General features: G+C 32.9%; 23 protein-coding genes. 22 read left to right on the forward strand and 1 reads right to left on the reverse strand.

Annotated features, from left to right (window positions below):
• The first annotated feature begins 17 nt into the window (after positions 1-17).
• The 20 genes from H9L18_RS05450 (at position 18) to H9L18_RS05545 (ending at position 21269) form a co-directional block, all read left to right on the forward strand.
• Entirely contained in the window at positions 18-1196 is a 1179-nt protein-coding gene (locus tag H9L18_RS05450) for an acetate/propionate family kinase (RefSeq protein ID WP_126794048.1), read from the forward strand.
• Positions 1197-1471: 275 nt separating this feature from the next.
• A complete protein-coding gene (gene secA / locus H9L18_RS05455) occupies positions 1472-4000 on the forward strand; it encodes a preprotein translocase subunit SecA (RefSeq protein ID WP_126794045.1) in 2529 nt (842 codons plus the stop codon).
• 59 nt (positions 4001-4059) lie between these two features.
• Positions 4060-5167, forward strand: a protein-coding gene (gene prfB / locus H9L18_RS05460; protein ID WP_126794041.1) for a peptide chain release factor 2 whose coding sequence is annotated in 2 segments (ribosomal slippage) — positions 4060-4131 and positions 4133-5167 — 1107 coding nt in all. Because the reading frame shifts where the segments join, the coding sequence is not laid out codon by codon here.
• A 132-nt stretch (positions 5168-5299) separates the two neighbouring features.
• Positions 5300-5986 carry a cell division ATP-binding protein FtsE gene (gene ftsE, locus H9L18_RS05465; protein ID WP_126794038.1) on the forward strand — a complete coding sequence of 229 codons (687 nt, stop codon included), beginning with the start codon at positions 5300-5302 and terminating at the stop codon, positions 5984-5986.
• The gene (gene ftsX / locus H9L18_RS05470; protein ID WP_126794035.1) at positions 5979-6866 is read left to right on the forward strand and encodes a permease-like cell division protein FtsX; all 888 of its coding nucleotides are present in this window, start codon (positions 5979-5981) and stop codon (positions 6864-6866) included. The genes ftsE and ftsX overlap by 8 nt, the downstream gene beginning before the upstream one ends.
• Positions 6867-7308: 442 nt before the next feature.
• Positions 7309-8163: a phosphate ABC transporter substrate-binding protein PstS family protein gene (locus H9L18_RS05475; protein ID WP_246433314.1), complete on the forward strand. Its 855-nt coding sequence runs from the start codon at positions 7309-7311 to the stop codon at positions 8161-8163.
• Between the two features lie 23 nt (positions 8164-8186).
• Positions 8187-9107, forward strand: a complete 921-nt coding sequence (gene pstC, locus H9L18_RS05480; protein ID WP_126794032.1) for a phosphate ABC transporter permease subunit PstC — start codon at positions 8187-8189, stop codon at positions 9105-9107.
• Positions 9107-9991 (forward strand): phosphate ABC transporter permease PstA, encoded by an 885-nt coding sequence (pstA, locus tag H9L18_RS05485; RefSeq protein WP_126794029.1) that lies wholly within the window; start codon positions 9107-9109, stop codon positions 9989-9991. Before pstC ends, pstA begins: the two co-directional genes overlap by 1 nt.
• Before the next feature lie 13 nt (positions 9992-10004).
• Entirely contained in the window at positions 10005-10814 is an 810-nt protein-coding gene (gene pstB, locus H9L18_RS05490; protein ID WP_126794026.1) for a phosphate ABC transporter ATP-binding protein PstB, read from the forward strand.
• A gap of 11 nt (positions 10815-10825) precedes the next feature.
• Positions 10826-11578: a phosphate ABC transporter ATP-binding protein PstB gene (pstB, locus tag H9L18_RS05495; RefSeq protein WP_126794023.1), complete on the forward strand. Its 753-nt coding sequence runs from the start codon at positions 10826-10828 to the stop codon at positions 11576-11578.
• A gap of 23 nt (positions 11579-11601) precedes the next feature.
• Positions 11602-12285 (forward strand): phosphate signaling complex protein PhoU, encoded by a 684-nt coding sequence (gene phoU, locus H9L18_RS05500; RefSeq protein ID WP_126794020.1) that lies wholly within the window; start codon positions 11602-11604, stop codon positions 12283-12285.
• A 174-nt stretch (positions 12286-12459) separates the two neighbouring features.
• Positions 12460-13725, forward strand: coding sequence for a murein hydrolase activator EnvC family protein (locus H9L18_RS05505; protein ID WP_126794017.1), 1266 nt, complete (start codon positions 12460-12462; stop codon positions 13723-13725).
• A 170-nt stretch (positions 13726-13895) separates the two neighbouring features.
• A complete protein-coding gene (gene liaX, locus H9L18_RS05510) occupies positions 13896-15491 on the forward strand; it encodes a daptomycin-sensing surface protein LiaX (protein WP_126794013.1) in 1596 nt (531 codons plus the stop codon).
• A gap of 26 nt (positions 15492-15517) precedes the next feature.
• Positions 15518-15835 (forward strand): PspC domain-containing protein, encoded by a 318-nt coding sequence (locus H9L18_RS05515; protein ID WP_126794010.1) that lies wholly within the window; start codon positions 15518-15520, stop codon positions 15833-15835.
• Complete coding sequence (locus H9L18_RS05520; protein WP_126794007.1) at positions 15835-16191, forward strand: phage holin family protein; 357 nt, start codon at positions 15835-15837, stop codon at positions 16189-16191. Before H9L18_RS05515 ends, H9L18_RS05520 begins: the two co-directional genes overlap by 1 nt.
• A 158-nt stretch (positions 16192-16349) precedes the next feature.
• Positions 16350-17282, forward strand: a complete 933-nt coding sequence (gene hprK / locus H9L18_RS05525; RefSeq protein ID WP_126794004.1) for an HPr(Ser) kinase/phosphatase — start codon at positions 16350-16352, stop codon at positions 17280-17282.
• A 4-nt stretch (positions 17283-17286) separates the two neighbouring features.
• Positions 17287-18117 carry a prolipoprotein diacylglyceryl transferase gene (gene lgt / locus H9L18_RS05530; RefSeq protein ID WP_126794001.1) on the forward strand — a complete coding sequence of 277 codons (831 nt, stop codon included), beginning with the start codon at positions 17287-17289 and terminating at the stop codon, positions 18115-18117.
• 187 nt (positions 18118-18304) lie between these two features.
• Complete coding sequence (locus H9L18_RS05535) at positions 18305-19315, forward strand: NAD(P)H-dependent glycerol-3-phosphate dehydrogenase (RefSeq protein WP_126793998.1); 1011 nt, start codon at positions 18305-18307, stop codon at positions 19313-19315.
• Positions 19316-19332: 17 nt separating this feature from the next.
• Positions 19333-20238 (forward strand): UTP--glucose-1-phosphate uridylyltransferase GalU, encoded by a 906-nt coding sequence (gene galU, locus H9L18_RS05540; RefSeq protein ID WP_126793995.1) that lies wholly within the window; start codon positions 19333-19335, stop codon positions 20236-20238.
• Between the two features lie 38 nt (positions 20239-20276).
• On the forward strand, positions 20277-21269 hold the full coding sequence (locus H9L18_RS05545; protein WP_126793992.1) for a nucleoid-associated protein: 993 nt from the start codon (positions 20277-20279) through the stop codon (positions 21267-21269).
• Here H9L18_RS05545 and H9L18_RS05550 read toward each other — a convergent pair.
• Entirely contained in the window at positions 21266-22027 is a 762-nt protein-coding gene (locus H9L18_RS05550) for a prolyl oligopeptidase family serine peptidase (RefSeq protein WP_126793989.1), read from the reverse strand. The two genes, H9L18_RS05545 and H9L18_RS05550, sit on opposite strands and share 4 nt — an antisense overlap.
• 163 nt (positions 22028-22190) lie before the next feature.
• Between H9L18_RS05550 and dnaX the strand changes: the two genes are divergently transcribed.
• Together dnaX and H9L18_RS05560 are read left to right on the forward strand one after the other, a co-directional pair.
• The gene (gene dnaX, locus H9L18_RS05555; RefSeq protein WP_126793986.1) at positions 22191-23897 is read left to right on the forward strand and encodes a DNA polymerase III subunit gamma/tau; all 1707 of its coding nucleotides are present in this window, start codon (positions 22191-22193) and stop codon (positions 23895-23897) included.
• Positions 23898-23912: 15 nt separating this feature from the next.
• Positions 23913-24227, forward strand: coding sequence for a YbaB/EbfC family nucleoid-associated protein (locus H9L18_RS05560; protein ID WP_185847484.1), 315 nt, complete (start codon positions 23913-23915; stop codon positions 24225-24227).
• Positions 24228-24288 lie beyond the last annotated feature (61 nt).

The following is a 24288-nucleotide window of genomic DNA, read 5'->3' on the forward strand; positions in this document are numbered from 1 at the left end:
AAGAAAGGGTGAAAACTATGACAAAAATTATGGCAATCAATTCAGGAAGCTCTTCTTTAAAATTCAAGTTATTTGAAATGCCAAATGAAGAAGTGTTAGTAGAAGGTTCTGTTGAAAGAATTGGTTTTAAAGATGCAAGTTTTTCTTATAAACATGACGGGAAAAAAGTATCGAAAGAATTAGAAATTTTAAATCATGAAGAAGCCGTTAATCAGCTGTTAGAAGTCTTAATTGATGAAAAAATGATTGCTTCTTATGATGAAATTGGTGGCGTGGGTCATCGTATTTCTCACGGAGGAACTTATTATTCTGATGCCACTCTTATTGATGAAGTCGTAGAAGAAAGAATAGGGGAACTTAGTGTTCTGTCTCCTCTACATAATCCAGTTAATTTAATCGGAATTCGTTCATTTAAAAAAGTATTGCCTAATACAAAACAGGTAGCTATTTTTGATACATCATACCATCATACAATTCCTAAAAAGAATTACATGTACGCTCTACCTTATGAATATTATGAAAAATATGATATCAGACGTTATGGGTTCCATGGACCAAGTCATCAATATGTAGCAGAAGAATCAGCTAAATTAAACCCAACAGGAAGTAAAACAATTACTTGTCATATTGGTAGTGGAGCTAGTGTTTCAGCTGTATTAGATGGTAAATCCATTAACTCATCTATGGGATTCACTCCTTTAGCTGGTTTAGTAATGGGAACTAGAACAGGAGATATTGATCCACAAATTATTCCTTTTATTCAAGATAAAGAAGGCTTATCTCCTCAAGAAGTAAAAGATTTAATGAATACTAAATCAGGTTTATTAGGTCTTTCGGGTGTATCAAGTGATTATCGTGACGTTGAAAAAGCAGCAGATGAAGGAAATGAAAGAGCTCAACTTGCTCTAGATGTTTTTGCACATCAAGTGGTTCATTACATTGGTGCTTACGCAGCTGATTTAAATGGTCTAGATACATTAGTCTTTACGGCAGGTGTTGGAGAACATTCAGCAAGAGTAAGAACAGAAATTACTAACTATTTATCTTATTTAGGTGTTGAGATTGATGAAACTAAAAATCAACAAGATGAGTTATCAATTGAATCAACTAATAGTAGAGTTAAAGTTCTAGTTATTCCGACAGATGAAGAAGTTATAATTGCACGAGACGTTATGCGTGTAGCAAAATTAAACTAAATTAAATAAGAATTAAAAAAGTATTCAGTTTTTCTATTGAATACTTTTTTTATTTAACAGATAATGGAACAAGGTTAATAAAAGGATTCGACACTTATTTTGGAAAATACTGTGATAATTTGTTTTTTTTATTGAAAAAAGCCTGTTTAAATCGTTATTTTTTTCAATAAAGAGTTTTAATTTTGTATAAGTAATGCTAAAATGTTTAAGATGAACTCATTTTATTTTTAAATAAATAATGTCAAATGAATATGAACGAGAGGTAGATTTGATTCATGGCTAACTTTTTGAAACAATTAATTGAGAATGATAAAAAAGATTTAAAACGTTTGGGTCACTTAGCAGACAAAGTGGATGCACTAAAAGACCAAATTGAAAAATTAAGTGATGAGGAATTACAAGGTAAAACAGAAGAATTTAAAGCACGCTACCAAAAAGGTGAAACATTAGATGATTTAATGCCAGAAGCGTTTGCAGTTGTTCGTGAAGCAGCAAAACGTGTCTTAGGCTTATTCCCATACAAAGTCCAAATTATTGGTGGGATTGTCTTACACGAAGGTAGTATTCCTGAAATGAAAACAGGTGAAGGTAAAACCTTAACAGCGACAATGCCTGTTTATTTAAACGCACTTTCTGGTGAAGGTGTTCATGTTGTTACGGTAAATGAGTACTTAGCAACACGTGATGCAAGTGAAATGGGTGAGTTGTATAACTTCTTAGGATTAACAGTTGGTTTAAATATTAACTCTAAATCATCAGAAGAAAAACGATTAGCTTATGCTTGTGATATTACTTATTCAACAAATAATGAATTAGGTTTTGACTACTTAAGAGATAACATGGTAGTTTACCGTGAACAAATGGTACAACGTCCATTGAACTTTGCTGTAGTGGATGAGGTTGACTCAATTTTAATTGATGAGGCAAGAACACCATTGATTATTTCTGGACAAGCAGAAAAATCAACAGCAATGTACAATAGAACAGACAACTTCATTAAAACTTTAATAAATGAAGAAGACTATAAAATTGATGTTCAATCAAAAACAATTGCTTTAACAGAGCAAGGTATTTCAAAAGCAGAAAAACATTTTGATGTAGAAAACTTGTATGATATTTCTAATACATCATTAACTCACTACTTAGATCAATCATTAAGAGCTAACTATATTATGCTTCTAGATATTGATTATGTGGTTCAAGAAGGAAAAGTAATGATTGTTGACCAATTTACTGGTCGTATTATGGATGGTCGTCGTTATTCTGATGGTCTTCACCAAGCAATTGAAGCTAAAGAAGGCGTTGAAATTGAAGACGAAACAAAAACAATGGCAAATATTACTTTCCAAAATTATTTCCGTATGTATAAAAAATTATCAGGTATGACTGGTACTGCTAAAACAGAAGAAGAAGAGTTTAGAGAAATTTATAACATGCAAGTTATTCAAATTCCGACTAATAGACCAATCATTCGTGATGATAAAGCAGATTTATTATATCCAACTTTAAACAGTAAATTTAAAGCTGTAGTAGCTGATATTAAAGAACGTCATGAAAATGGACAACCAGTACTAGTTGGTACTGTAGCTGTTGAAACATCAGAATTGATTTCTGATATGTTAACAAAAGCAAAAGTTCCTCATGAAGTCTTAAATGCTAAGAACCACTTTAAAGAAGCTGAGATTATTATGAACGCTGGTCAAAAAGGTTCTGTTACAATTGCAACCAATATGGCTGGTCGTGGTACGGATATTCGTTTAGGTTTAGGCGTTAAAGAAGCAGGCGGTTTAGCTGTAATTGGTACTGAACGTCATGAATCAAGACGTATTGATAATCAGTTACGTGGACGTTCTGGTCGTCAAGGAGATCCAGGTGCTACTCAGTTCTACTTATCTCTAGAAGATGATTTAATGAAACGTTTTGGTTCAGAACGAATTAAGACTTTCTTAGAAAGAATGAATTTAGAAGAAGAAGATGCAGTGATTCAAAGTAAAATGTTTACTAAACAAGTTGAATCGGCTCAAAAGCGTGTAGAAGGTAATAACTATGATACACGTAAAAACGTTCTTCAATATGATGATGTTATGAGAGAACAACGTGAAGTTATCTATCGTCAACGTAATCAAGTTATTACGTCAGATGAAGATTTAAAACCTGTATTATTAGGTATGGTAGAAAGAACGATTGAGCGTTACGTTGAAAGCCATACACAAGGTGAAAAAACAGATTGGAACTTACAAGGTTTAGTTGACTTTGTTGGTTCAACAATCACTCACGAAGATGCTATTTCATTAGCAGACTTTGAAGGGAAAACACCTGAAGAGATGAAAACATTTATCTTTGATACAGCTAAAACGTTATATCAAGAAAAAGCAGACATCTTAGATAGTTCAGAACAATTGCTAGAATTCCAAAAAGTTGTTATCCTACGTGTAGTAGATACAAAATGGACAGATCATATTGATGCAATGGATCAATTAAGAGAATCAATTGGTTTACGTGCCTATGGTCAAAATAATCCATTAGTAGACTACCAAACAGAAGGATATCAAATGTTCTTAGATATGGTTGGAGCGATTGAATATGAAGCAACAAGATTATTCATGAAAGCTGAAATTCGCCAAAATGTTCAAAGAGAACAAGTTGCTCAAGGCGAAGCAGTAAAACCAACAGAAGAACAAAGAAAAGTTTCTTCAGATGATAAGAAGAGACCTGTTAAAGTAGAAAACAAAGTTGGAAGAAACGATCCATGTCCTTGTGGCAGTGGTAAAAAATATAAAAACTGTCACGGTAAACCAGTTTAGAGCGAATGCGACTTAGATATTCTGAGTCGCTTTGCTTATTTTTTTAGGAGGTATCATTGATGGAATTAAGTGAACTTAAAAATGAATTAGATGATGTGATTAGTAAAATCGAAAATTTTAGGGGGTCACTTTGACTTAGAAGATTTAGAAGAGCAAATTGCTGAATCTGAATCTAAAATGTCTAATCCTAGCTTTTGGGATGATTCAACGGCGGCTCAGGCAGTTATTGATCAATCTAATCAATTAAAAGCGCAGTATGAACAGTTTAATGAGTTGGTTAACGATTCAGAAGAGTTGACTCTATTGTATGAAATGGTTTCAGAAGAAGAAGAATCAGACATGAAAGAAGAGTTAGAGGAAAATTTTCTAATATTTAAAAAGAAAATTGAAGAATATGAATTGGCTCAACTTTTAAGTGAAGAATATGATCAGAATAATGCTATTGTAGAGCTGCATCCTGGAGCAGGCGGAACCGAATCGCAAGACTGGGGGAGTATGCTTCTAAGAATGTACACACGTTGGGCAGAGTCTAGAGGCTATCAAATAGAAACCTTAGATTATCAATCTGGAGATGAAGCAGGAATTAAAAGTGTAACATTTTTAGTTAAGGGATTTAATGCTTTTGGTTATCTGAAATCAGAAAGAGGTGTCCATCGTTTAGTTCGAATTTCACCTTTTGATTCAAATAGTAGAAGACATACTTCTTTTTGTTCCGTTGATGTTATGCCAGAGTTATCAGATGATATTTCAATTGATATTAAGTCAGATGATTTAAAAGTTGATACATACAGAGCAAGTGGAGCTGGTGGACAGCATATTAATAAGACAGACTCAGCGGTTCGAATCACTCACTTACCAACTGGAGTTGTTGTTTCTAGCCAAGCACAACGTTCTCAAATTAAAAATAGAGAACAAGCTATGAGTATGTTAAAAGCAAAACTTTATCAAATGGAAGAAGAGAAAAAAGAACAAGAAGCAGCAGCTATTCGAGGAGAACAAAAAGAAATAGGCTGGGGTTCGCAAATCAGATCTTATGTTTTCCATCCATATTCAATGGTAAAAGATCATCGAACTAATTTTGAAGTTGGTAACACCCAATCTGTTATGGACGGAGAAATTGATGGATTTATCGATGCTTATTTAAGATGGAAAATGTCAAATGTATAACAAAAACAGAATTGAAATGATTTTTGAAATGAAAATGTAATGAATTGAAATTAACATCTATTCAAAGTCATGTTATACTGATTCTGAAATATTAAAAGCAATCACTGTAAAAAAATGCTAGGGAGAATGCTAATGATTGAGATGAAAAAAGTAACAAAAAAATATTCAAATGGTACAACTGCAGTCAGAAACCTATCTGTTAACATTAACCAAGGTGAATTTGTCTATGTTGTAGGTCCTAGTGGTGCTGGTAAATCGACATTTATTAAGTTGATGTATCGTGAAGAAAAAGCAACTAAAGGAACATTGAATGTTTGTGGTTACGACTTATTAAATATTAAAAATAGAAATATTCCGTACTTAAGACGTGAAATTGGAATTGTATTCCAAGATTATAAACTATTAACTCAAAAAACAGTTTATGAAAATGTAGCTTATGCGATGCAAGTTATTGGAAAAAAACCAAGAGAAGTAAAAAAACGTGTTCTAGAAGTTTTAGATTTAGTTGGTTTAAAACATAAGGTTCGAGTTTTTCCAACAGAGCTTTCAGGTGGGGAACAGCAACGTGTTGCGATTGCTAGAGCAATTGTAAATACACCAAAAGTATTAATCGCTGATGAACCAACAGGAAACTTAGACCCTGAAAATTCTTGGGAAATTATGGAATTGTTAGATCGCATTAACCAACAAGGAACTACTGTGGTTATGGCGACTCATAATAGTATGATCGTAAATGAAATTCGTCACCGTGTCTTAGCAATTGAAAATGGTAGAATCACAAGAGATCAAGACGAGGGGGATTACGGGTACGATGATTAGAAATTTTTTCAGACATATAGGGAGTGCGTTAAAAAACTTAAAACGTAACGGTTGGATGACGTTAGCTTCAGCCAGTGCGGTAACAGTTACGCTAACTTTAGTAGGTATCTTCTTAGGTGTTATTTTGAACGTAACTAAAATAGCAGAAGATATTAATAACAACGTTGATGTTTCAGTCTTTGTTGAAATAGGAACATCGAAAAAAGATACAGAAAAATTGGGTGAAGAGTTAAAGAAAATACCTGATGTAAAAAAAGTTGTTTTTTCAAGTAAACAAAATGAGTATAAAAAGTTAACTGATAAACTAGGTGATACTTGGAAATTATTTGATGGTGATGACAATCCTTTATATGATGTGTACATTTTAACAGCTAAGGATTCAGAATCTATTAAAGGGATTCAAAAAGCTGCATCCAAAGTAACAAATGTTCATAAGGCTGATTATGGTGGTCAAAACTCTGATAAGATTTTTGCAATTTCTAAAAATGTTAAATTATGGGGAACTGTTGCAGCAGGTTTCTTGATTGCTGTAGCAATATTCTTAATTTCTAACACGATTAGAATTACCATCATTTCAAGAAAACGAGAAATCCAAATTATGAGACTGGTAGGAGCTAAAAATGGCTTCATTCGTTGGCCTTTCTTCTTAGAAGGTGCCTTTATCGGAATACTGGGTTCTGTTGTCCCAATTCTGCTAATATCTTTTGGTTATTCTCAAGTTTATTACTTATTTACAACAAGTATGATGGCTTCTGCAGCCTATGAATTAGTCAGACCTGCAACTTTAGTGTTACAATTAAATCTCCTTTTAGTTGTTATTGGAGTTGTAATTGGTTCTGTTGGTTCCGTCCTTTCAATGAGAAGGTTCCTTAAAATATAATACGTTTTATTGAAAAGTATCGATTAATCGGTGCTTTTTTTTAGTTATTAAAATAACGGAAAAAGAAAAAAAGATGACATTCGTCATCTTTTTTCCTATAAGGGATGATATTCGTCACTAATACAATGGGGAATATTTTATTAGTGACTAGAAACCGTTATTTATTTGTTGAATAACAAAGTATTCTTAGCGAACAAGTTGGGGGACTTGATTGCTAATAACAAATAAAAAAAACTGGGTTTCGTACACATTATAACATAAATGTGTTGTAATGGTATAGTGATGTTAAAATAAAAAAGAAATTTTTTGAAAATTATCTTTTTTATTGTAAAAACAATGTAAAAAGACTTGCAATTTTCTGCTTCAAATTATATGTTTAGTTTGGACTATTTGCAGATTTATTTTAATTGTAAATTAAAGGTAAAATTTAGGAGGATAACGTGTGAGAAAAGTTTATAGAAGTGCTTGCCTATTTGCCCTAACTTTTGTAATTGCTAGTTGTGGTAAAGTAGATAATGGCGAATCAATAAATGCAGTTGGTTCATCTGCCATGCAACCATTAGTTGAGGCTGCCAGTGAGCAATATAGTAGTACTAATTTAGGTAAATTTATCAATGTTCAAGGTGGCGGAAGTGGAACAGGTTTAAGCCAGGTTCAAGCTGGAGCTGTTGAGATTGGTAATTCAGACCTATTTGCTGAAGAAAAAGATGGTATTAAGAGTGAAGAGCTCGTGGATCATCAAGTGGCAGTGGTTGGATTAACTCCTATTGTAAACAAAAAAGTTGGAATAAAAGATATTTCAAAAGAAGATTTGAAAAAAATATTTACTGGAAAAATAAAAAATTGGAAAGAGGTTGGTGGTAAAGACCAAGAAATTGTCCTCTTAAACCGAGCATCAGGAAGTGGGAGTCGTCATACATTTGAGCAGTGGGTATTAGATGGTGAAGAATCCAAAAATGCCCAAGAACAAGAGTCGACCGGTATGGTAAGACAAATTGTAAGTACGACACCAGGAGCTATTAGTTATGTTGCTTTTTCATATGTCACAGATGAAGTAGCGACTTTATCGGTTGATGGTGTAAAACCAACAGAAGAAAATGTGATGAAAAATGATTGGTTCATCTGGTCATATGAACATATGTATACAAAAGGTGAACCAAAAGGTTTAGCAAAAGAATTTTTAGATTATATGGTCTCTGAAGATGTACAAAAAGAAATCGTTCCTCAATTAGGTTATATTCCGGTTTCTGAAATGACTATTGATCGTGATGTAAAAGGAAATGTAAAGCCTAAATAAGGCTCTAAATAGGAGGAAAGACGTTGGAAGAGATTCAAAGCAAGCTTTTAAAAAAATCTCCAAAAAGAAAACTTGAACAGTTTGGTAAAACAATCAGTTTTTTGGCGATTTCATTAATTGTAGCCGTCGTAATAGCTATTTTTTATTTTGTAGCAAGTAAAGGGCTGGCAACATTCTTTGTTGATAAAGTGAAATTATCAGAATTTTTATTTGGAACTGAATGGAATCCTAGTTCAGTCAATGAGCAAGGACAACCTTTAGTTGGAGCAATGCCGATGATTTTAGGTTCCTTTATCGTAACTTTCTTATCTGCTTTAATAGCCACTCCTTTTGCTATAGGAGCAGCTGTCTTTATGACAGAGATTTCACCAAAATTAGGAACTAAAGTGTTACAACCAGTTATTGAATTACTAGTAGGGATTCCTTCAGTTGTTTATGGATTTATTGGGTTATCTGTTATCGTTCCAGCTGTAAGAAGTGTTTTTGGTGGATCTGGATTTGGTATTTTAGCCGGAACATTTGTCCTTTTTGTTATGATTTTACCAACTGTTACTTCAATGACAGTTGATGCTTTAAAAGCAGTTCCTAGACATTATCGTGAAGCTTCTTTAGCTTTAGGAGCAACAAGATGGCAAACCATTTATAAAGTTGTTTTAAGGTCAGCTGTACCAGGTATTTTAACAGCTGTTGTCTTTGGAATGGCAAGAGCATTTGGTGAAGCACTAGCTATTCAAATGGTGATTGGTAATGCGTCATTAATGCCACATAATTTAATTACACCAGCTTCTACTTTAACAAGTGTACTAACAATGGGAATTGGTAATACGATTATGGGAACTCTTCAAAACAATGTTCTTTGGTCGCTAGCATTATTATTACTACTAATGTCCTTATTCTTTAATATTATCACTCGAATGATTGGTAAGAAGGGGGCAATGAAATAATGAGTGCAAAAAGAGCAGATAAAATAGCAACAGGCATTCTTTACGCTATTGCTATTATTATTACAGCTATACTGGCTAGTTTACTTCTTTATATTTTAGGGAGAGGTATTCCTCATATTAGCTGGGATTTTTTAACTAAGCCTTCTAAAAGCTTCCAAGCTGGTGGGGGAATTGGTATTCAATTGTTTAACTCGTTTTACTTATTAATTATTACAATGTTAATTAGTATTCCTATTTCTCTTGGAGCAGGTATTTATTTATCTGAATATGCCAAGAAAAATATGTTAACTAATATTATTAGAACGTCAATTGAAGTTCTTAGTTCACTACCTTCAGTTGTAGTCGGTTTATTTGGCTTTTTAGTGTTTGTTATCCAAGCAGGATTAGGTTTCTCTATTATTTCTGGAGCTTTAGCGTTAACATTCTTTAACTTACCTTTGTTAACAAGAAACGTTGAAGAATCACTTAAAGCAGTTCACTATACTCAAAGAGAAGCAGGTCTTGCTCTTGGCTTATCAAGATGGGAAACAGTAACTCGTGTCATTATTCCTGAAGCGTTACCTGGTATTTTGACAGGAATCATTTTAGGAGCTGGTCGTATTTTTGGTGAAGCAGCTGCTTTAATATATACAGCTGGACAAAGTGCTCCTGCTCTAGATTTTACTAACTGGAACCCGATGAGTATTACTAGTCCTCTGAATATCTTTAGACAGGCTGAAACATTAGCTGTTCATATTTGGAAAGTAAATAGTGAAGGAAACATGCCAGATGGTGCTCAAGTTTCAGCAGGAGCATCAGCAGTTTTGATACTTGCTGTATTAATATTTAACTTCTTAGCTCGTTTTATCGGTAAGAGATTACATAAGAAGATTACATCAGCATAGAAAGGGATTAACTATGAAAGAGTATAATTTAGATGATACACATATTGTTCAGTTGAATGAGACTGAACAAAACATAGCATTAGCAACTGACGATCTTCATGTATGGTATGGTCCAAATGAAGCTATCAAAGGAGTTTCGTTGCAGTTTGAAAAGAATAAAATTACTTCATTAATTGGTCCTTCTGGTTGTGGTAAATCAACTTATTTACGTTCCTTAAATCGAATGAATGATGAAATTGATGGAACTAATATAACAGGTAAAATTCTTTATAAAAATACAGATCTTAATTCAAAAGCTGTTGATGTTTTTGAGATGCGTAAACATGTAGGAATGGTTTTTCAAAGACCGAATCCGTTTAGTAAATCAATCTATGAAAATATCACATTTGCTTTAAAACGCCACGGTAAAAAGGATAAGAAAGAGCTAGATGAAATTGTAGAAACAAGTTTAAAACAAGCAGCTCTTTGGGATCAAGTTAAGGATAATTTAAATAAAAGTGCCCTTGCTTTATCTGGTGGTCAACAACAAAGGCTTTGTATCGCTAGAGCGATTGCCATGAAGCCAGATATTTTATTATTAGATGAACCTGCTAGTGCATTAGATCCTATTTCAACAAGTAAAGTTGAGGAAACATTAATTAATCTAAAAGAAGATTATACGATTGTTATTGTGACACATAATATGCAACAAGCATCACGTATTAGTGACTACACTGCCTTTTTCTATATGGGTAAAGTGTTAGAGTATGATAAAACAAGAAAAATATTCACGCGACCAAAAATTCAAGCAACAGACGATTATGTATCGGGACATTTCGGGTAAGGAGTAATGATATGGCGATTATAGAATCTAATGACTTACATTTATATTATGGCAAAAATGAAGCCTTAAAAGGAATTACAATGGGATTTGATGAAGGTGGAATTACAGCGCTAATCGGTCCTTCTGGTTGTGGTAAATCAACTTATCTCAGAACACTGAATCGAATGAATGATTTGATTCCTTCTGTGACTATTACGGGAAATGTTTCTTATAAAGGAAAAGATATCTATAGCCCTAGAACAGATACAGTTATGCTAAGAAAGCAAATTGGAATGGTTTTTCAACAGCCTAATCCGTTTCCTTTTTCAATTTATGATAATGTCATTTATGGGTTGAGACTAGAAGGTAAACACTCTAAAAATGAATTAGATCAGATTGTAGAAGAAAGCTTAATTGCAGCTGCTGTTTGGGATGACGTAAAAGATAAATTACATAAAAGTGCCTTATCTCTTTCGGGTGGACAACAGCAACGGGTTTGTATTGCTAGAGTTTTAGCAGTTAAACCAGATGTCATTTTATTAGATGAACCAACGAGTGCCCTTGATCCTGTATCAAGTGGAAAAATAGAAAATATGTTGCTTGGATTAAAAGAGCAATATACAATGATAATGGTAACGCATAATATGCAACAAGCCTCAAGAATTTCTGATAAAACAGCCTTTTTCTTGAGTGGTGATTTAATTGAATATGATAAAACAAAAAATATTTTCTTAAATCCAAAACAGCAACAAACAGAAGATTATATTACGGGAAAATTTGGATAAAAAAATTAAAGGGAGAAGTGAGTATGTTAAGAAGTCAATTCGAGGAAGATTTAAAAAACTTGCACGGTAAGTTTGATCAAATGGGACAAGATGTTAATGTCGCTATTAGTAAATCAGTGAAGGGTTTTATTGAACATGATAAAAGTCTAGCAAAAGAAGTCATTGAAGCAGATGAAAAAATCAATACACAAGAACAAGAGTTAGAAAAGAAATGTTTTGAGATGATTGCTTTGCAACAACCAGTAACATTAGATTTAAGGAATATTGTTACAATTATGAAAGCAAGTTCAGATTTAGAGCGTATGGGAGATCATGCTGTTTCAATAGCTAAGTCAACAATTCGTGTTAAAGGAAATAAACGTGTCTTAGAAATTGAAGAAGAGATTTCTGATATGGCAAACCATGTAATGAACATGGTAAGTGAAGTTCTTGTTGCTTACGTAACGACTAATAGTGAAAAAGCAATTGAAATTGCAGCAAGCGATAAAGTGACCAATAAATACTTTAAATCAATTTATCGTCACTCAATTCGTGCGATGCAAGAAAATCCAGAAACAGTTGTTGTAGGAGCAGATTATCTACAAGTAGCTGGATTTTTAGAACGTATTGGTGATTATGTCACTAATATTTGTGAGTGGATTGTTTATTTAACAACTGGAAAAATTTCAGAACTAGATTTAAAGAATTTTGAAGATGGTGAGTTCTAAGAAATTTTTTAAAAAATGAAGGTAGAGGCCGAGTAAAATCGGTCTCTTTATTTGTTTACATAAAAGAATATCGTATCTCATATTTCGTTACAATTTGTAATGTAGTTGTAATTTATTTACGATTGCTTTTGTGATATAGTTTATAAGTAAAGAAAAAAAGCCGAGGTAATCTAAATGAAAATAAAAAAATCGTTGGTATTGACTGCTGCAGCCACGTGTCTGGTAGGATTTAGCACACCAGCATTGGTACAAGCTGAAAATATCGATAGCAAAATTGCAAATGAAGAACAAAAAATAAAAGATTTAAGTGATAAGAAAGCTTCGACTGATAGTAGCTTAGCAGATTTAGAAGCTAAAATTAGCGATTTAACAGCAGAAACAGATAGCTTGTTAAATGAAAAGTTATCTTTAGAAAAAGAAGTTAACCAACTAACTAAAGATATCAATGAGTTAGAAAAAACAATTGAAAAAAGAAATAAAAAAATTGAAGAACAAGCAAGATCTACTCAAATTAATCAAGAAAAACAAGACATTGTTAATGTTTTATTAGATTCTGAATCTTTCTCTGATGCTATTGGTAGAACTGTTGCCTATACTAAACTAGTATCAGCTAACAATGATATCATGGAAGCTCAAAAAGAAGATCAAGAAAAATTAACAAAGAAAAAAACTGATGTGGAAACAAAAGTAAAAGAAGTGACTCAAAAAGCCGCTGATTTAAAAGTTAAACAAACTGAATTAGAAAATTCAAAAGCTGAACAAGTTAAATTAGCTAATGAAATTTTGAAAAATTTAGATGATGCTAAAAATAAAAAATCTGAATACGTTGCTCAAAAAGAAGAAGCAAAACGTATTGCTGCAGAACAAGCACGTATAGCTAAAGAAGTAGCTGAAAAAGAAAAAGCCGCTAAAAAAGCTGCAGAAAAAGCACAAAAAGTAGCAGAAGAAAAATTAGAATCAGAAAAACCAGTTTCATTATCGAAAGAAACTGGAGATAAGGGAGCATCTGATAATAGTCAAACATCAAGTGAGACAAGTTATGCAAGTGGCTTCCAAAGACCGTTATCTTCATTTACTATTACTAGCCCATTTGGTGGAAGAGCAGACCCAACAGGTAGTGCTGGAACATTCCATGATGGATTAGATATGGCAGCACCTGGTGGGACACCTATTATGGCTTCTAGAGCAGGTACTGTTGTTGAATCAAGTTTCCATCCAAGTGCAGGTAACCATGTGATCATTCAACATGATAATGGTTATTATACTTATTACATGCATATGAGAGAACCTGGAGTAGCTTCAGGAAAATCAGTTTCTGCAGGTGAAGTAATTGGATTAGTTGGAACAACTGGTAATTCAACTGGAGATCATCTACACTTTGGTGTAGCAACAGGTATTTGGAGTGGATTCATGAATCCAGCACCATTTATTGGTTTATAAAATAAAATTAATGAGAGGTTATCCATTTGGGATGACCTCTTTTTAGTGTTTAGAAGACTTAGGTTCCTAAGATAGATAAATAAATCCAACTCAGGTCCTATGACAAAAAATGTTTTACAAGGCATAATAGCATTATAAGAAATATAAAACCTACAGGGAGGCTATACAAGATGCAAGAAAGAGATAGAATTTTAGAATTAGTTAAAAAAGGAATATTATCTACTGAGGAAGCTTTGGTTTTATTGGAAAATATCGCAACGGAAAAAGATGAAAAATTAGTGAATAGAGAAGCGTCACAAGTTAAAAGAAGTCAGGCAACTCAAACTGAAGGAACTAGTTCTTTAGAAGATGTAGAAGATGAAATCAATAAATCTTTTGACTCAGATTCAACAGAAGATTTTTTTGAAAAATTAAAAGAAAATGAACGTAGAGATCAAGAAAAACTTGAAGAAATTTTAGCTGAATTAACAGAAGGTATTAATGAAGTTTCTGCAAGTATCGATGATGTGTCAGTTGAAATTGAAGGCCTTGATAAAGATATTAAAGAAAAAGAAGAAGAAATTACAGTTTTAAATACTATGGAAGATCTTGATGGTCTGACAGACGATAAAAAAGCTGAAAGAGAACAATTAGAAAAAGATTTAGCTTATTTAAAAGAAACCAAAGTTCAATTAGTTGAAGAAAAAGAAGAGCTAAAAGAACAATTAAAGAGTTTTAAAAAAGAGCAAAAAGAAACGATGAAAGACGAGTGGAAATCAAAATTTGACCTTCCAGAGGATTGGAGAGAACAGGCAAATGAAACATTCACTCAAGTAGGCGAAAAAGTTGGAGAAGCTGGCTCTCAATTTGGTTCTTTCATCAAAAAAACAATTGAAAGTGTAACAAGTTCAGTCAATGATAATGTTGATTGGAAAGATATTAATATTAAGGTTCCAGGTGTTGCTAGCCAAAATTTCTCTCATGAATTTGTTTATCCTGAAAACGAAGCAACAATTATTGATGTTAAGGTGGCAAATGGTAAAGTTAAATTTAAAACATGGGATTCTCCAGATGTTAAAGTTGTCGCTGACATTAAATTTTATGGTAAAAATAATGCAGATACGTTATTTGAAGCTTTCTTAGAAAGAAGTGAAATCGAAGTAAATGAAGAAAAGATTTCTTTCCAAATACCAAATAAACGTATGAAGGTAGATTTGGATTTCTACTTACCAAAACGAAACTACGATCATATGTCAGTTAAAATGTTGAATGGTGATATCAAACTAAAAGATTTAGATTTAGGAGATATTTTCTTAAAATCAACAAATGGCGAAATGGAAATCTTAAATGTTTCTGCTAGTATGTTAGAAGTAGAAGGTGTTAATGGAGAAATCGAAGTATCTGATAGTCAAATTATTGATTTTTTAGGTGAAACAGTTAATGGTAATATTCGTACGAAAGCTGATATTAGAAGTAACAATATTTCTCTAATAAATGGTGAAATTCGAATTACAACACCAAAAGATTCTCAACCTAAAAAAATTGAAGCAAGTGCAGTGAACGGTACAATTAAGCTAGCTCTACCAGGAACGGTGGGAATTGACGGAGCAGCTAAAACAAATTTTGGTAATATTAAAAATCGTTTGAGCCAAATTGAAGTAGTTCGTGAGAAAAAAGATCGAACTAATCAAAGTGTTGAATTCAGAAGAAATGTTGATGACACATTAACATTTGTTAATCTGTCAACAACAACAGGTAGTATCTTATTAAAAGATACGGATAATTAAGAATGAAGAAAATGGAGTGATTTAAAATGAATAAAAAGTTAACAAAATCAAATTCTAACGTGGTTATTTCTGGCTCTTTAGCTGGAGTAGCTGAGTTTATTGGTATTGATCCTACAATTGTCCGAGTTATTTATGTGTTATTGTCCCTATTTACAGCAGCTTTTCCAGGATTCCTATTATATATTGCTTTAATGGTATTAATGCCATCTGGAGCAACTAGACAGCAAAGAGGTACATATAGTGAGCCTTACGAGCATCCTTACATGGGAAGTAGACCAAATAATGCAAAAAGACCAAGAAAAGAAGCTGAAAAAGTTGAGGGCGATGATTGGAGCGACTTTTAATGTCATACCTTCAAGGATTAATTGTTAACACACTGGCATTTATTTCACTCTCAGTTATGTTTCCATCTAAGTTTTATGTGGGCAGTTTCTTGATTGCTATAGGGGCAAGCGTGATTCTATCGGTTCTTAATATGTTAGTTAAACCGATTTTAAATATATTGTCATTACCAATTACGATTCTTACTCTTGGATTCTTTAGTTTTGTTATCAACGCTGCTATGTTAAAAATGACCTCGGCAGTCATCGGCGAACACAATTTTGCTTTTTCGAGTTTTGGATCAGCGCTTTTAATCGCTATCATTATGTCGATCATAAATGCGATAGTAGTTGATCATTTCTCGAGGAAACGGTATTAAAGAGTATAAAAAAATCGTTTATTAACTTCTCTACATCTCTAAAAGATGTGGAGAAGTTTTTTTGTTAGTTTAATCAAGCGATAATCTAGAATATAACAGAATAAAATGATAAAATGTAACAGTTAAGGTTGAATCTAAAATGATGAGGAAGTGAAAAGATGGTTCAAATAAAAGATATAGTCAATCAATTACAGCTAGATGTTTATTCTGGTGAAGAATTTTTAGAGCGTGATGTAGTCTCTAGTGAAATCTCAAGGCCAGGTTTAGAATTAACGGGTTATTTTAACTACTATCCAGATGACCGCATCCAAGTTTTTGGAAAAAAAGAAATTACATTTACTGAAAAAATGACCTCTTTAGAAAAGGATATTATTTTTAAAAAGTTATGTACATCTAAAACACCATGTTTTGTTGTAGCACGTGGATTGGAAGTTCCTACAGAACTGGTAGAAATTACACGACAAAAAGGAATTCCAATTATTTCTTCAACAATTCACACATCAAGATTATCGGGTATAATCTCTAATTTTCTTGAAAGCCAATTAGCAGAAAGAGTCTCAATTCACGGTGTTCTTGTAGAGGTTTACGGTTTAGGTGTTTTAATTCAAGGTAACAGCGGTATAGGTAAGAGTGAAACAGGTCTTGAATTAATTAAAAAAGGACACCGCTTAATCGCTGATGACCGAGTAGATATTTATAAGCAAGATGAACGAACTGTTATTGGTGAAGCTCCAGCTATTTTAGAGCATTTAATGGAGATTAGAGGAGTTGGGATTATCGACATTATGAATTTATTCGGGGCAAGCTCCGTTAGAAGAAAATCTCAAATTTCTCTTGTAGTTAACTTACAAGATTGGAGTAATGACAATCAGTTTGATCGATTGGGAAGCGCTACTGAAACAATTTCTTTAGCGAATGTTCCAGTACCACGAATCACAATTCCTGTATCAACAGGTCGTAATGTTGCTACAATTATTGAAGTAGCTGCTATGAATTTTAGAGCAAAAACAATGGGATACGACGCAACTAAAAAGTTCGAAGAAAACTTAGCTCAATTAATAGAAACTAATTCTTCACAAGAAGGAGAATAAATAGATGAATTTATTAACAGTTAATCCGACAGCGTTTAAACTATTTGGCATCGAAATTCAGTGGTATGCAATTATTATCGTTTCGGCGATTATACTTGTTTCTTGGCTAGCTTCAAGAGAAGCAGTGAGGGTTGGATTAAGAGAAGATGACGTTGTTGATTTGATGCTTTGGGCATTACCAATTGCCATTGTCGGTGCACGTCTTTACTACGTTATTTTCGAGTGGGAATATTACATGCAAAATCCAGGCGAGATTTTAGCCATAAGAAATGGTGGTTTAGCTATCTATGGTGGCTTAATTGCAGGTGGTATAGTCGTTTACTTCTTTACAAGACATCGTTTTATTTCAACATGGAAATTTTTAGATGTAGCAGCTCCAAGCGTTATTTTAGCTCAAGGAATTGGTAGATGGGGAAATTTTATGAATCATGAAGCTTTTGGAAAAGTTGTGAGTCTTGATTTTTTAGAGAGCCTTCATTTACCTAATTTTATTATTGAGAATATGTATATTAATGGTAAATACCGTCAACCAACTTTTCTTTATGAGAGTGTTTGGAATGTACTAGGATTTATCCTACTAATTATTTTAAGACGTCGTCCAAATTTCTTAAAAGAAGGAGAACTAGCTTTAATTTATGTTGCTTGGTATTCATTTGGTCGTTTCTTCATTGAAGGAATGAGAACAGATAGTTTGATGATTGGAGATGTTTTAAGAGTATCTCAACTGTTATCAGCATTATTATTTATTGGAGCAATCGGCCTAATGATTTTCCGTCGAAAACAAGCTAGTATTCCTTTTTATGATCGAACTAAAGGAAATCCTAAAAAAGCATGATAACTAAGAGAGTAGTCTAAAATTTTAGATTGCTCTTTTTTTGAATAATGATCATAGTTAATCAATTAAAAGAGTTGTAAAAAAACACAATCTACTTTTATCCCCATTGTTTTTTAAACTTATAATTTGTCTCTTTGTATGATAAACTAGGAGGGGTAGTAGACAAACGTTAAAGGAGCTTTTAAACATGAAGCAAAAGATAGCAGTGCTAGGTGCAGGTTCTTGGGGAACAGCGCTAGCAATGGTTCTAGTAGAAAATGGACATGATGTCACAATTTGGGGCCATCATAAAGAACAAATGGAAGAAATGAATAAAAACCATACTAATTCCCATTATTTACCAGATATTCAATTACCAATGGAATTAAAAGCGACAGGCGACTTAGAAGAGTGTGTAAAAGATGCAGAAGCAGTGCTTTTTGTTGTTCCAACTAAAGCAATGAGGGAAGTTGCTCAAAAATTTGTATCTGTATGTAACAATCAACCAGTTATTATTCATGCAAGTAAAGGTTTAGAACAGAAAACCCACAAACGAATTTCAGAAGTTTTAATGGATGAAATTCCTGAAAATAAACGAAAAGATGTTGTTGTCTTATCAGGTCCAAGTCACGCAGAAGAAGTTGCCGTTAAAGATGTGACAACTATTACTGCTGCAGCAGAGAAAATAGAATATGCAGAATATGTTCAAAGACTATTTTCTAATGAATACTTTAGAGTTTATACTAATCAAGATGTGATTGGTGTTGAATTAGGAGCAGCCTTAAAAAATATTATTGCATTAGGCTCAGGTGCTCTACATGGTTTAGGATATGGAGATAATGCTCGTGCAGCTATTATGACTCGTGGACTAGCTGAAATCAGCCGGTTAGGTGTTGCTATGGGAGCTGATCCATTAACATTTATCGGATTAAGTGGTGTCGGTGATTTAGCCGTAACTTGTACAAGTGTTCATTCAAGAAACTGGCGTGCTGGTGATTTACTTGGGAAAGGCCACAGTTTAGATAATGTTCTTGATAATATGGGAATGATTGTAGAAGGTGTGTCAACGACTAAAGCTGCTTATGAATTATCAAGAGATTTAAAAATTGAAATGCCAATTACTGAAACTATTTACAGTGTGTTATATGAAAATGAAAAAGTGGAAAAAGTTGTTAAAGATATTATGTTACGTGAACATAAATCAGAACAAGAATTTTAATTGAGGAGAATGTAGACATGTCAAAAGTTAGAAAAGCGATAATTCCAGCGGCTGGTTTAGGAACAAGATTTTTACCAGCAACTAAAGCAATGGCTAAAGAAATGCTACCAATTGTAGATAAGCCAACAATTCAATTTATTGTAGAAGAAGCAAGAGAAGCTGGAATTGAAGATATTCTAATTGTAACAGGAAAAGCAAAACGTCCTATTGAGGATCATTTTGATTCAAATTTAGAGCTTGAAATGAACTTAAAAGAAAAAGGAAAAGATGATTTACTGCAACTAGTAACAGAGACAACAGGTCTTAATTTACATTTTATTCGTCAATCTCATCCGTTAGGTTTAGGACATGCCGTACTTCAAGCAAAATCTTTTGTTGGCAATGAGCCATTTGTTGTAATGCTTGGAGATGATCTAATGGAAGATAAAGTGCCATTAACAAAACAATTGATGGATAACTATGATAAAACTCATGCTTCAACGATTGCTGTGATGGATGTTCCTCGTGAAGATGTATCTAAATATGGTATTATCAATCCAGGACAAGAAGTCGAAAAAGATTTATTTAATGTTGTTAACTTTGTTGAAAAGCCAGCTGTTGAAGACGCACCAAGCAACATGGCAATTATTGGCCGTTACCTTTTAACACCTGAGATTTTTGATATTTTAGATAATCAAAAACCTGGTGCGGGAAACGAAATTCAATTAACTGATGCAATTGATACATTAAATAAAACACAACGCGTATTTGCTCATCGCTTTACCGGTACACGTTATGATGTGGGGGATAAATACGGCTTTATGAAAACAAGTATTGAATATGGCCTAAAACATCCACAAATTAAAGATGATTTAAAACAATTGATTTTAGATTTAAGTGATGACATTCGTAAAACAGATAAGAAGAAAAAAGAGAAGGAATAATATTCCTTCTTTTTTAATTGATAAAGTAAGGTGATTAGATGGAAATAAAAAAAGCAATTTTACATATTATTGATCGAGAAGCAGGAAGTTTAATATGCTCCCAAAGAGAACTTGATTTAAAAGAATACGCCGTTAAACAATATTTAGACTCTGTTCTGAAACGACTAGAAAAAGCAGAGTTCAAGACAGGTATTTTACAAGAAACCTCTGAATTTGCACTTGTTTTGAAAAACGATGAGTTAGAGTTTGTAGAAAAATCAGCAGAGATGGCTCAAATGGTTTTTGATAGTCTTTCAATAAGTGAGGACGCACCAAGTGGTGATTTATTAGTAGTTGAATTAGAAGAATTAAATGGTGTCCCAAAATTTGGCTTGATAAAATTTAATTACAAACCAAGTTTTACTCACCATGTCACTTATTTAGACGATTTAATGCAAAATAATATTATCTTGAATAAGACTATTTTTCCTTCAACTACTCAAAGAATTGATGAATGCTGTTTAATTAATTTAGAAACTTTAGAGCTTGATATTGTTGAGAAAAAGTATAGTTTTGAAGGACAGAATCGTTTGTTTTTTACGGAGCGTTTTTTACAAATTGACCCTAAACCAACGGTCACTGAGAATTTAAAAATTATAAAAAAAGCAGTAAAAGAAGTTGCTAATAAATATAATGAAGAAGAATATGTGAGTATGAGTCAAACACAACAAGCCATTTTTGAGTCGATTGAAGAAGATGGTATTATTAGTAAAGAAAAAATCGCAGAAGCCGTTTTTGAAACAAACGAATCTGCGAAACAAGAGTATTTTGATATTATCGAACAAACTAAGTTTTCAGAAGAAATTCCTAGCAATGTACCAAAATATGAAAAAAAATACAGTAAGCAAAAATTTAAACTAACAAATGGAATCGAATTGAGTATCCCAGCAGATGTTTTTAAAGATCCGGATTTAGTTGAATTTATCAATAATCCAGATGGAACAATTTCAGTTATGATTAAAAATGTAGAACAAATTATTAGTAAATTTTAGAGGTCAAATGATTCGGCAAAAAAGGTGCCTGTTTTTTCCATTGTATTGATTTGGAGAATGTGAGGTTCATTAATTCCTGTATCAAAGCTCATGTTTTCTCCATAATCAGTTTCTTTATGATCAAGATAAAACTGATGAATGTTTTGATAGGGTAATTTTTGATCTTCTGTTCCGTGCCAAAAATAAAGAGGACGACCAGCTATTTTTTCAGGCATTTGATTTAAATCATATTTCTGTGTCCAAGAAAGTAAATCTCGAATTTCAAAAGAAGAGTTTTTGTTTTCTTGTTTTAAGTAGCTTTCCGTTCTTGAAATAAAATGATTAAAATCAGTCGCCCCCATCAAAATAGAGGCAGCTTTTACTTCAGGATAATGAGTTAAGATAGCAGAAGTAGTCATACCACCCATTGAAAAACCTGCTACACCAAATAAATCATCCTTTACTAGATTTCTTTTAAAATAAAAATCTTTGATTAATGGAAATTCACTTAAGTTATACTGAATCGTTGACCAAAATGTGAAAGATGGAATTAAAGAAGGCTGTTCTACTTTTCTTACACCATGGTACATCGAATCTGGTAGAATAACTCGAATATTGTGATTAGCGATTTTTTTACCAGCTGTTAAAGCAAGTTCTTTTTTTGTTTGCCAACCATGATAATAGATGACTAGAGGTAATGGCTCATTCATTAACTCTTTTGAAACAACTTCTAGTATGGGAATATGTTGAATTGTTCTTTTTCTAATTATTAGTGTCATTATTTTCACTTCCTTACTACTTATTTTAAGGAAGTTACTTAGAGAAGTAAAATAAACTGATTCTTTCAAATTGAAAACAAAATTTCTCCTTAGTCTGAATGGTAATTTTTGTGTTTTTCTATTATAATGAAGGGTGAGTTTTTTAAAAGAGAGGAGAATGAAAGTGGCTTATCAAGCTTTATATCGAGAATGGCGTTCCCAAACCTTTGATGATATGGTTGGGCAAAAAATGATTACCAAAACATTGAAAAACGCAATCGTTCAAGAAAAAGTGTCACATGCTTATCTCTTTACTGGTCCAAGAGGGACTGGAAAAACGAGTGCAGCTAAAGTTTTTGCTAAGGCAATTAACTGCAAACATTCTGTCAATGGCGAACCGTGTAACCAGTGTGAGGACTGTATTGGTATTACTGAAGGTCGTGTGAATGATGTTATTGAAATTGACGCGGCAAGTAATAACGGTGTGGAAGAGATCAGAGATATTAGAGATAAAGTAAAGTATGCTCCTACTCAAGTGACGTATAAAGTTTATATAATTGATGAGGTGCACATGCTCTCAACAGGTGCGTTTAATGCTTTATTAAAAACATTAGAAGAGCCACCAAAACATGTTGTATTTATTTTAGCTACAACAGAACCTCATAAAATCCCAGCAACAATTATTTCTAGAACTCAACGTTTTGATTTTAAACGAATTGGCTTAGAAGACATTGAAAATCACCTTAAAATGATTATGGAAAATAAAGAGTTGCCTTTTGAAGAAGCAGCAGTTAAAATCATAGCTAGGTCAGCAGAAGGTGGGATGCGAGATGCTCTTAGTATTTTGGATCAAGCCTTATCTTTTAGTGAAGAAAAATTAAGCGTTGATGATGCGTTGGAAGTCACAGGCAGTTTAACAAGTGAGATTATGGATCTTTATTTAGCTCATTGTGTAAAAGGTGAAACAGAAGCAGCTTTGTCTGTGTTAAATAAGCTTTTAAATGAAGGAAAAGAAAGTAATCGAATTGTTGAAAATTTACTTCTTTATTGCCGAGATTTGCTTGTTTATCAAAAAGCACCAGCTATTTTGGAACAACAGGTTGGATTAATTACAGATGGTTTTAAAGCGTTAAGCCAAGAAGTTGATGAAGCAACATTATATAGTTTAATTAATGAATTAAACGACACACAAAAAGAGATTAGATTTAGTCACCAACCCACTGTTTATTTAGAAGTGATGACAGTTAAGTTAGCGACACCTAAAATTAGACCTGTTGCTAATTTAGAACAAGGTAGTGTTACTGAATCCGCAGATGTTCAATTTTTAGTTGATAAAGTTAGTCAACTTGAAAAAGAATTACAACAATTAAAAACAACTGGCGTTTCTGTTAATCAGTCAGCTGAAAGCCGTGGAAATAGCCAAAATGCTAAAAAACCTAAGCCTTCAACCTACCGAATTCCAACAGAACAAGTTTACCAAGTGCTTGAAAAAGCAACTAAAGATCAGCTTCTAGCTGTTAGGGGAGCTTGGCAAGAGTTGTTACAATTTTTATCAGTAACACAGCGTGCTATGATTAAAGCAAGTGAACCAGTTGCTGCCAGCCAAGACAGCTTGATTATTGCGTTTGACTACGAAATCCTTTGTCATAAAGCAAGTCAAGATAATGATTTATTGTTAGCAATGAAAAATGGGTTTGAAAGATTACTTCAGTATTCACCCAATTTAATTAGTGTACCAAAAGAACAATGGTCTGAATTAAGACAGTCTTTTATTTCTCAGATGGATCAAGATACATCAAGTGGTGAAATGAAGACTGAAGTAAAAAAAGACCCTGTCGTAGAAGAAGCTAAAGAATTATTTGGTTCTTTAGTTAATATAATAGAAGATTAATAGGAGAGATTGATTATGATGCGTGGAATGGGAAATATGCAAGGCATGATGAAACAAATGCAAAAAATGCAAAAAGAAATGGGCGAAACAAAAGCTCAATTAGACCAAAAAGAATTTACAGGTGAAGCTGGTAATGGTTTAGTGAAAGTTGTCATGACAGGTGAAAGAAAAGTAATTAACGTTGTTATTAATCCTGATGTATTAGACCCAGAAGATGCTGATATGACACAAGATTTAGTTTTAGCAGCAACGAACGATTGTTTAGAAAAAATTGAAGTTGAAACTGAAAAAATGATGGGTAAATATACAAAAAATATCCCAGGATTCTAATTTAAAAAGATGAAAAACAGGGAGGAGACTTCCTGTTTTTTTAAGAGAAAGAAGGTCTTTT

Source organism: Vagococcus carniphilus (assembly GCF_014397115.1).
Lineage (GTDB): Bacteria > Bacillota > Bacilli > Lactobacillales > Vagococcaceae > Vagococcus > Vagococcus carniphilus.

Bases quoted from the DNA above. Each gene is read 5' to 3' on its own strand.
- H9L18_RS05450 (WP_126794048.1), top strand. From the start codon at position 18: ATGACAAAAATTATGGCAATCAATTCAGGAAGCTCTTCTTTAAAATTC.
- secA (WP_126794045.1), top strand. From the start codon at position 1,472: ATGGCTAACTTTTTGAAACAATTAATTGAGAATGATAAAAAAGATTTA.
- ftsE (WP_126794038.1), top strand. From the start codon at position 5,300: ATGATTGAGATGAAAAAAGTAACAAAAAAATATTCAAATGGTACAACT.
- ftsX (WP_126794035.1), top strand. From the start codon at position 5,979: ATGATTAGAAATTTTTTCAGACATATAGGGAGTGCGTTAAAAAACTTA.
- pstA (WP_126794029.1), top strand. From the start codon at position 9,107: ATGAGTGCAAAAAGAGCAGATAAAATAGCAACAGGCATTCTTTACGCT.
- pstB (WP_126794026.1), top strand. From the start codon at position 10,005: ATGAAAGAGTATAATTTAGATGATACACATATTGTTCAGTTGAATGAG.
- pstB (WP_126794023.1), top strand. From the start codon at position 10,826: ATGGCGATTATAGAATCTAATGACTTACATTTATATTATGGCAAAAAT.
- phoU (WP_126794020.1), top strand. From the start codon at position 11,602: ATGTTAAGAAGTCAATTCGAGGAAGATTTAAAAAACTTGCACGGTAAG.
- H9L18_RS05505 (WP_126794017.1), top strand. From the start codon at position 12,460: ATGAAAATAAAAAAATCGTTGGTATTGACTGCTGCAGCCACGTGTCTG.
- liaX (WP_126794013.1), top strand. From the start codon at position 13,896: ATGCAAGAAAGAGATAGAATTTTAGAATTAGTTAAAAAAGGAATATTA.
- H9L18_RS05515 (WP_126794010.1), top strand. From the start codon at position 15,518: ATGAATAAAAAGTTAACAAAATCAAATTCTAACGTGGTTATTTCTGGC.
- H9L18_RS05520 (WP_126794007.1), top strand. From the start codon at position 15,835: ATGTCATACCTTCAAGGATTAATTGTTAACACACTGGCATTTATTTCA.
- hprK (WP_126794004.1), top strand. From the start codon at position 16,350: ATGGTTCAAATAAAAGATATAGTCAATCAATTACAGCTAGATGTTTAT.
- lgt (WP_126794001.1), top strand. From the start codon at position 17,287: ATGAATTTATTAACAGTTAATCCGACAGCGTTTAAACTATTTGGCATC.
- H9L18_RS05535 (WP_126793998.1), top strand. From the start codon at position 18,305: ATGAAGCAAAAGATAGCAGTGCTAGGTGCAGGTTCTTGGGGAACAGCG.
- galU (WP_126793995.1), top strand. From the start codon at position 19,333: ATGTCAAAAGTTAGAAAAGCGATAATTCCAGCGGCTGGTTTAGGAACA.
- H9L18_RS05545 (WP_126793992.1), top strand. From the start codon at position 20,277: ATGGAAATAAAAAAAGCAATTTTACATATTATTGATCGAGAAGCAGGA.
- H9L18_RS05550 (WP_126793989.1), bottom strand. From the start codon at position 22,027: ATGACACTAATAATTAGAAAAAGAACAATTCAACATATTCCCATACTA.
- H9L18_RS05560 (WP_185847484.1), top strand. From the start codon at position 23,913: ATGATGCGTGGAATGGGAAATATGCAAGGCATGATGAAACAAATGCAA.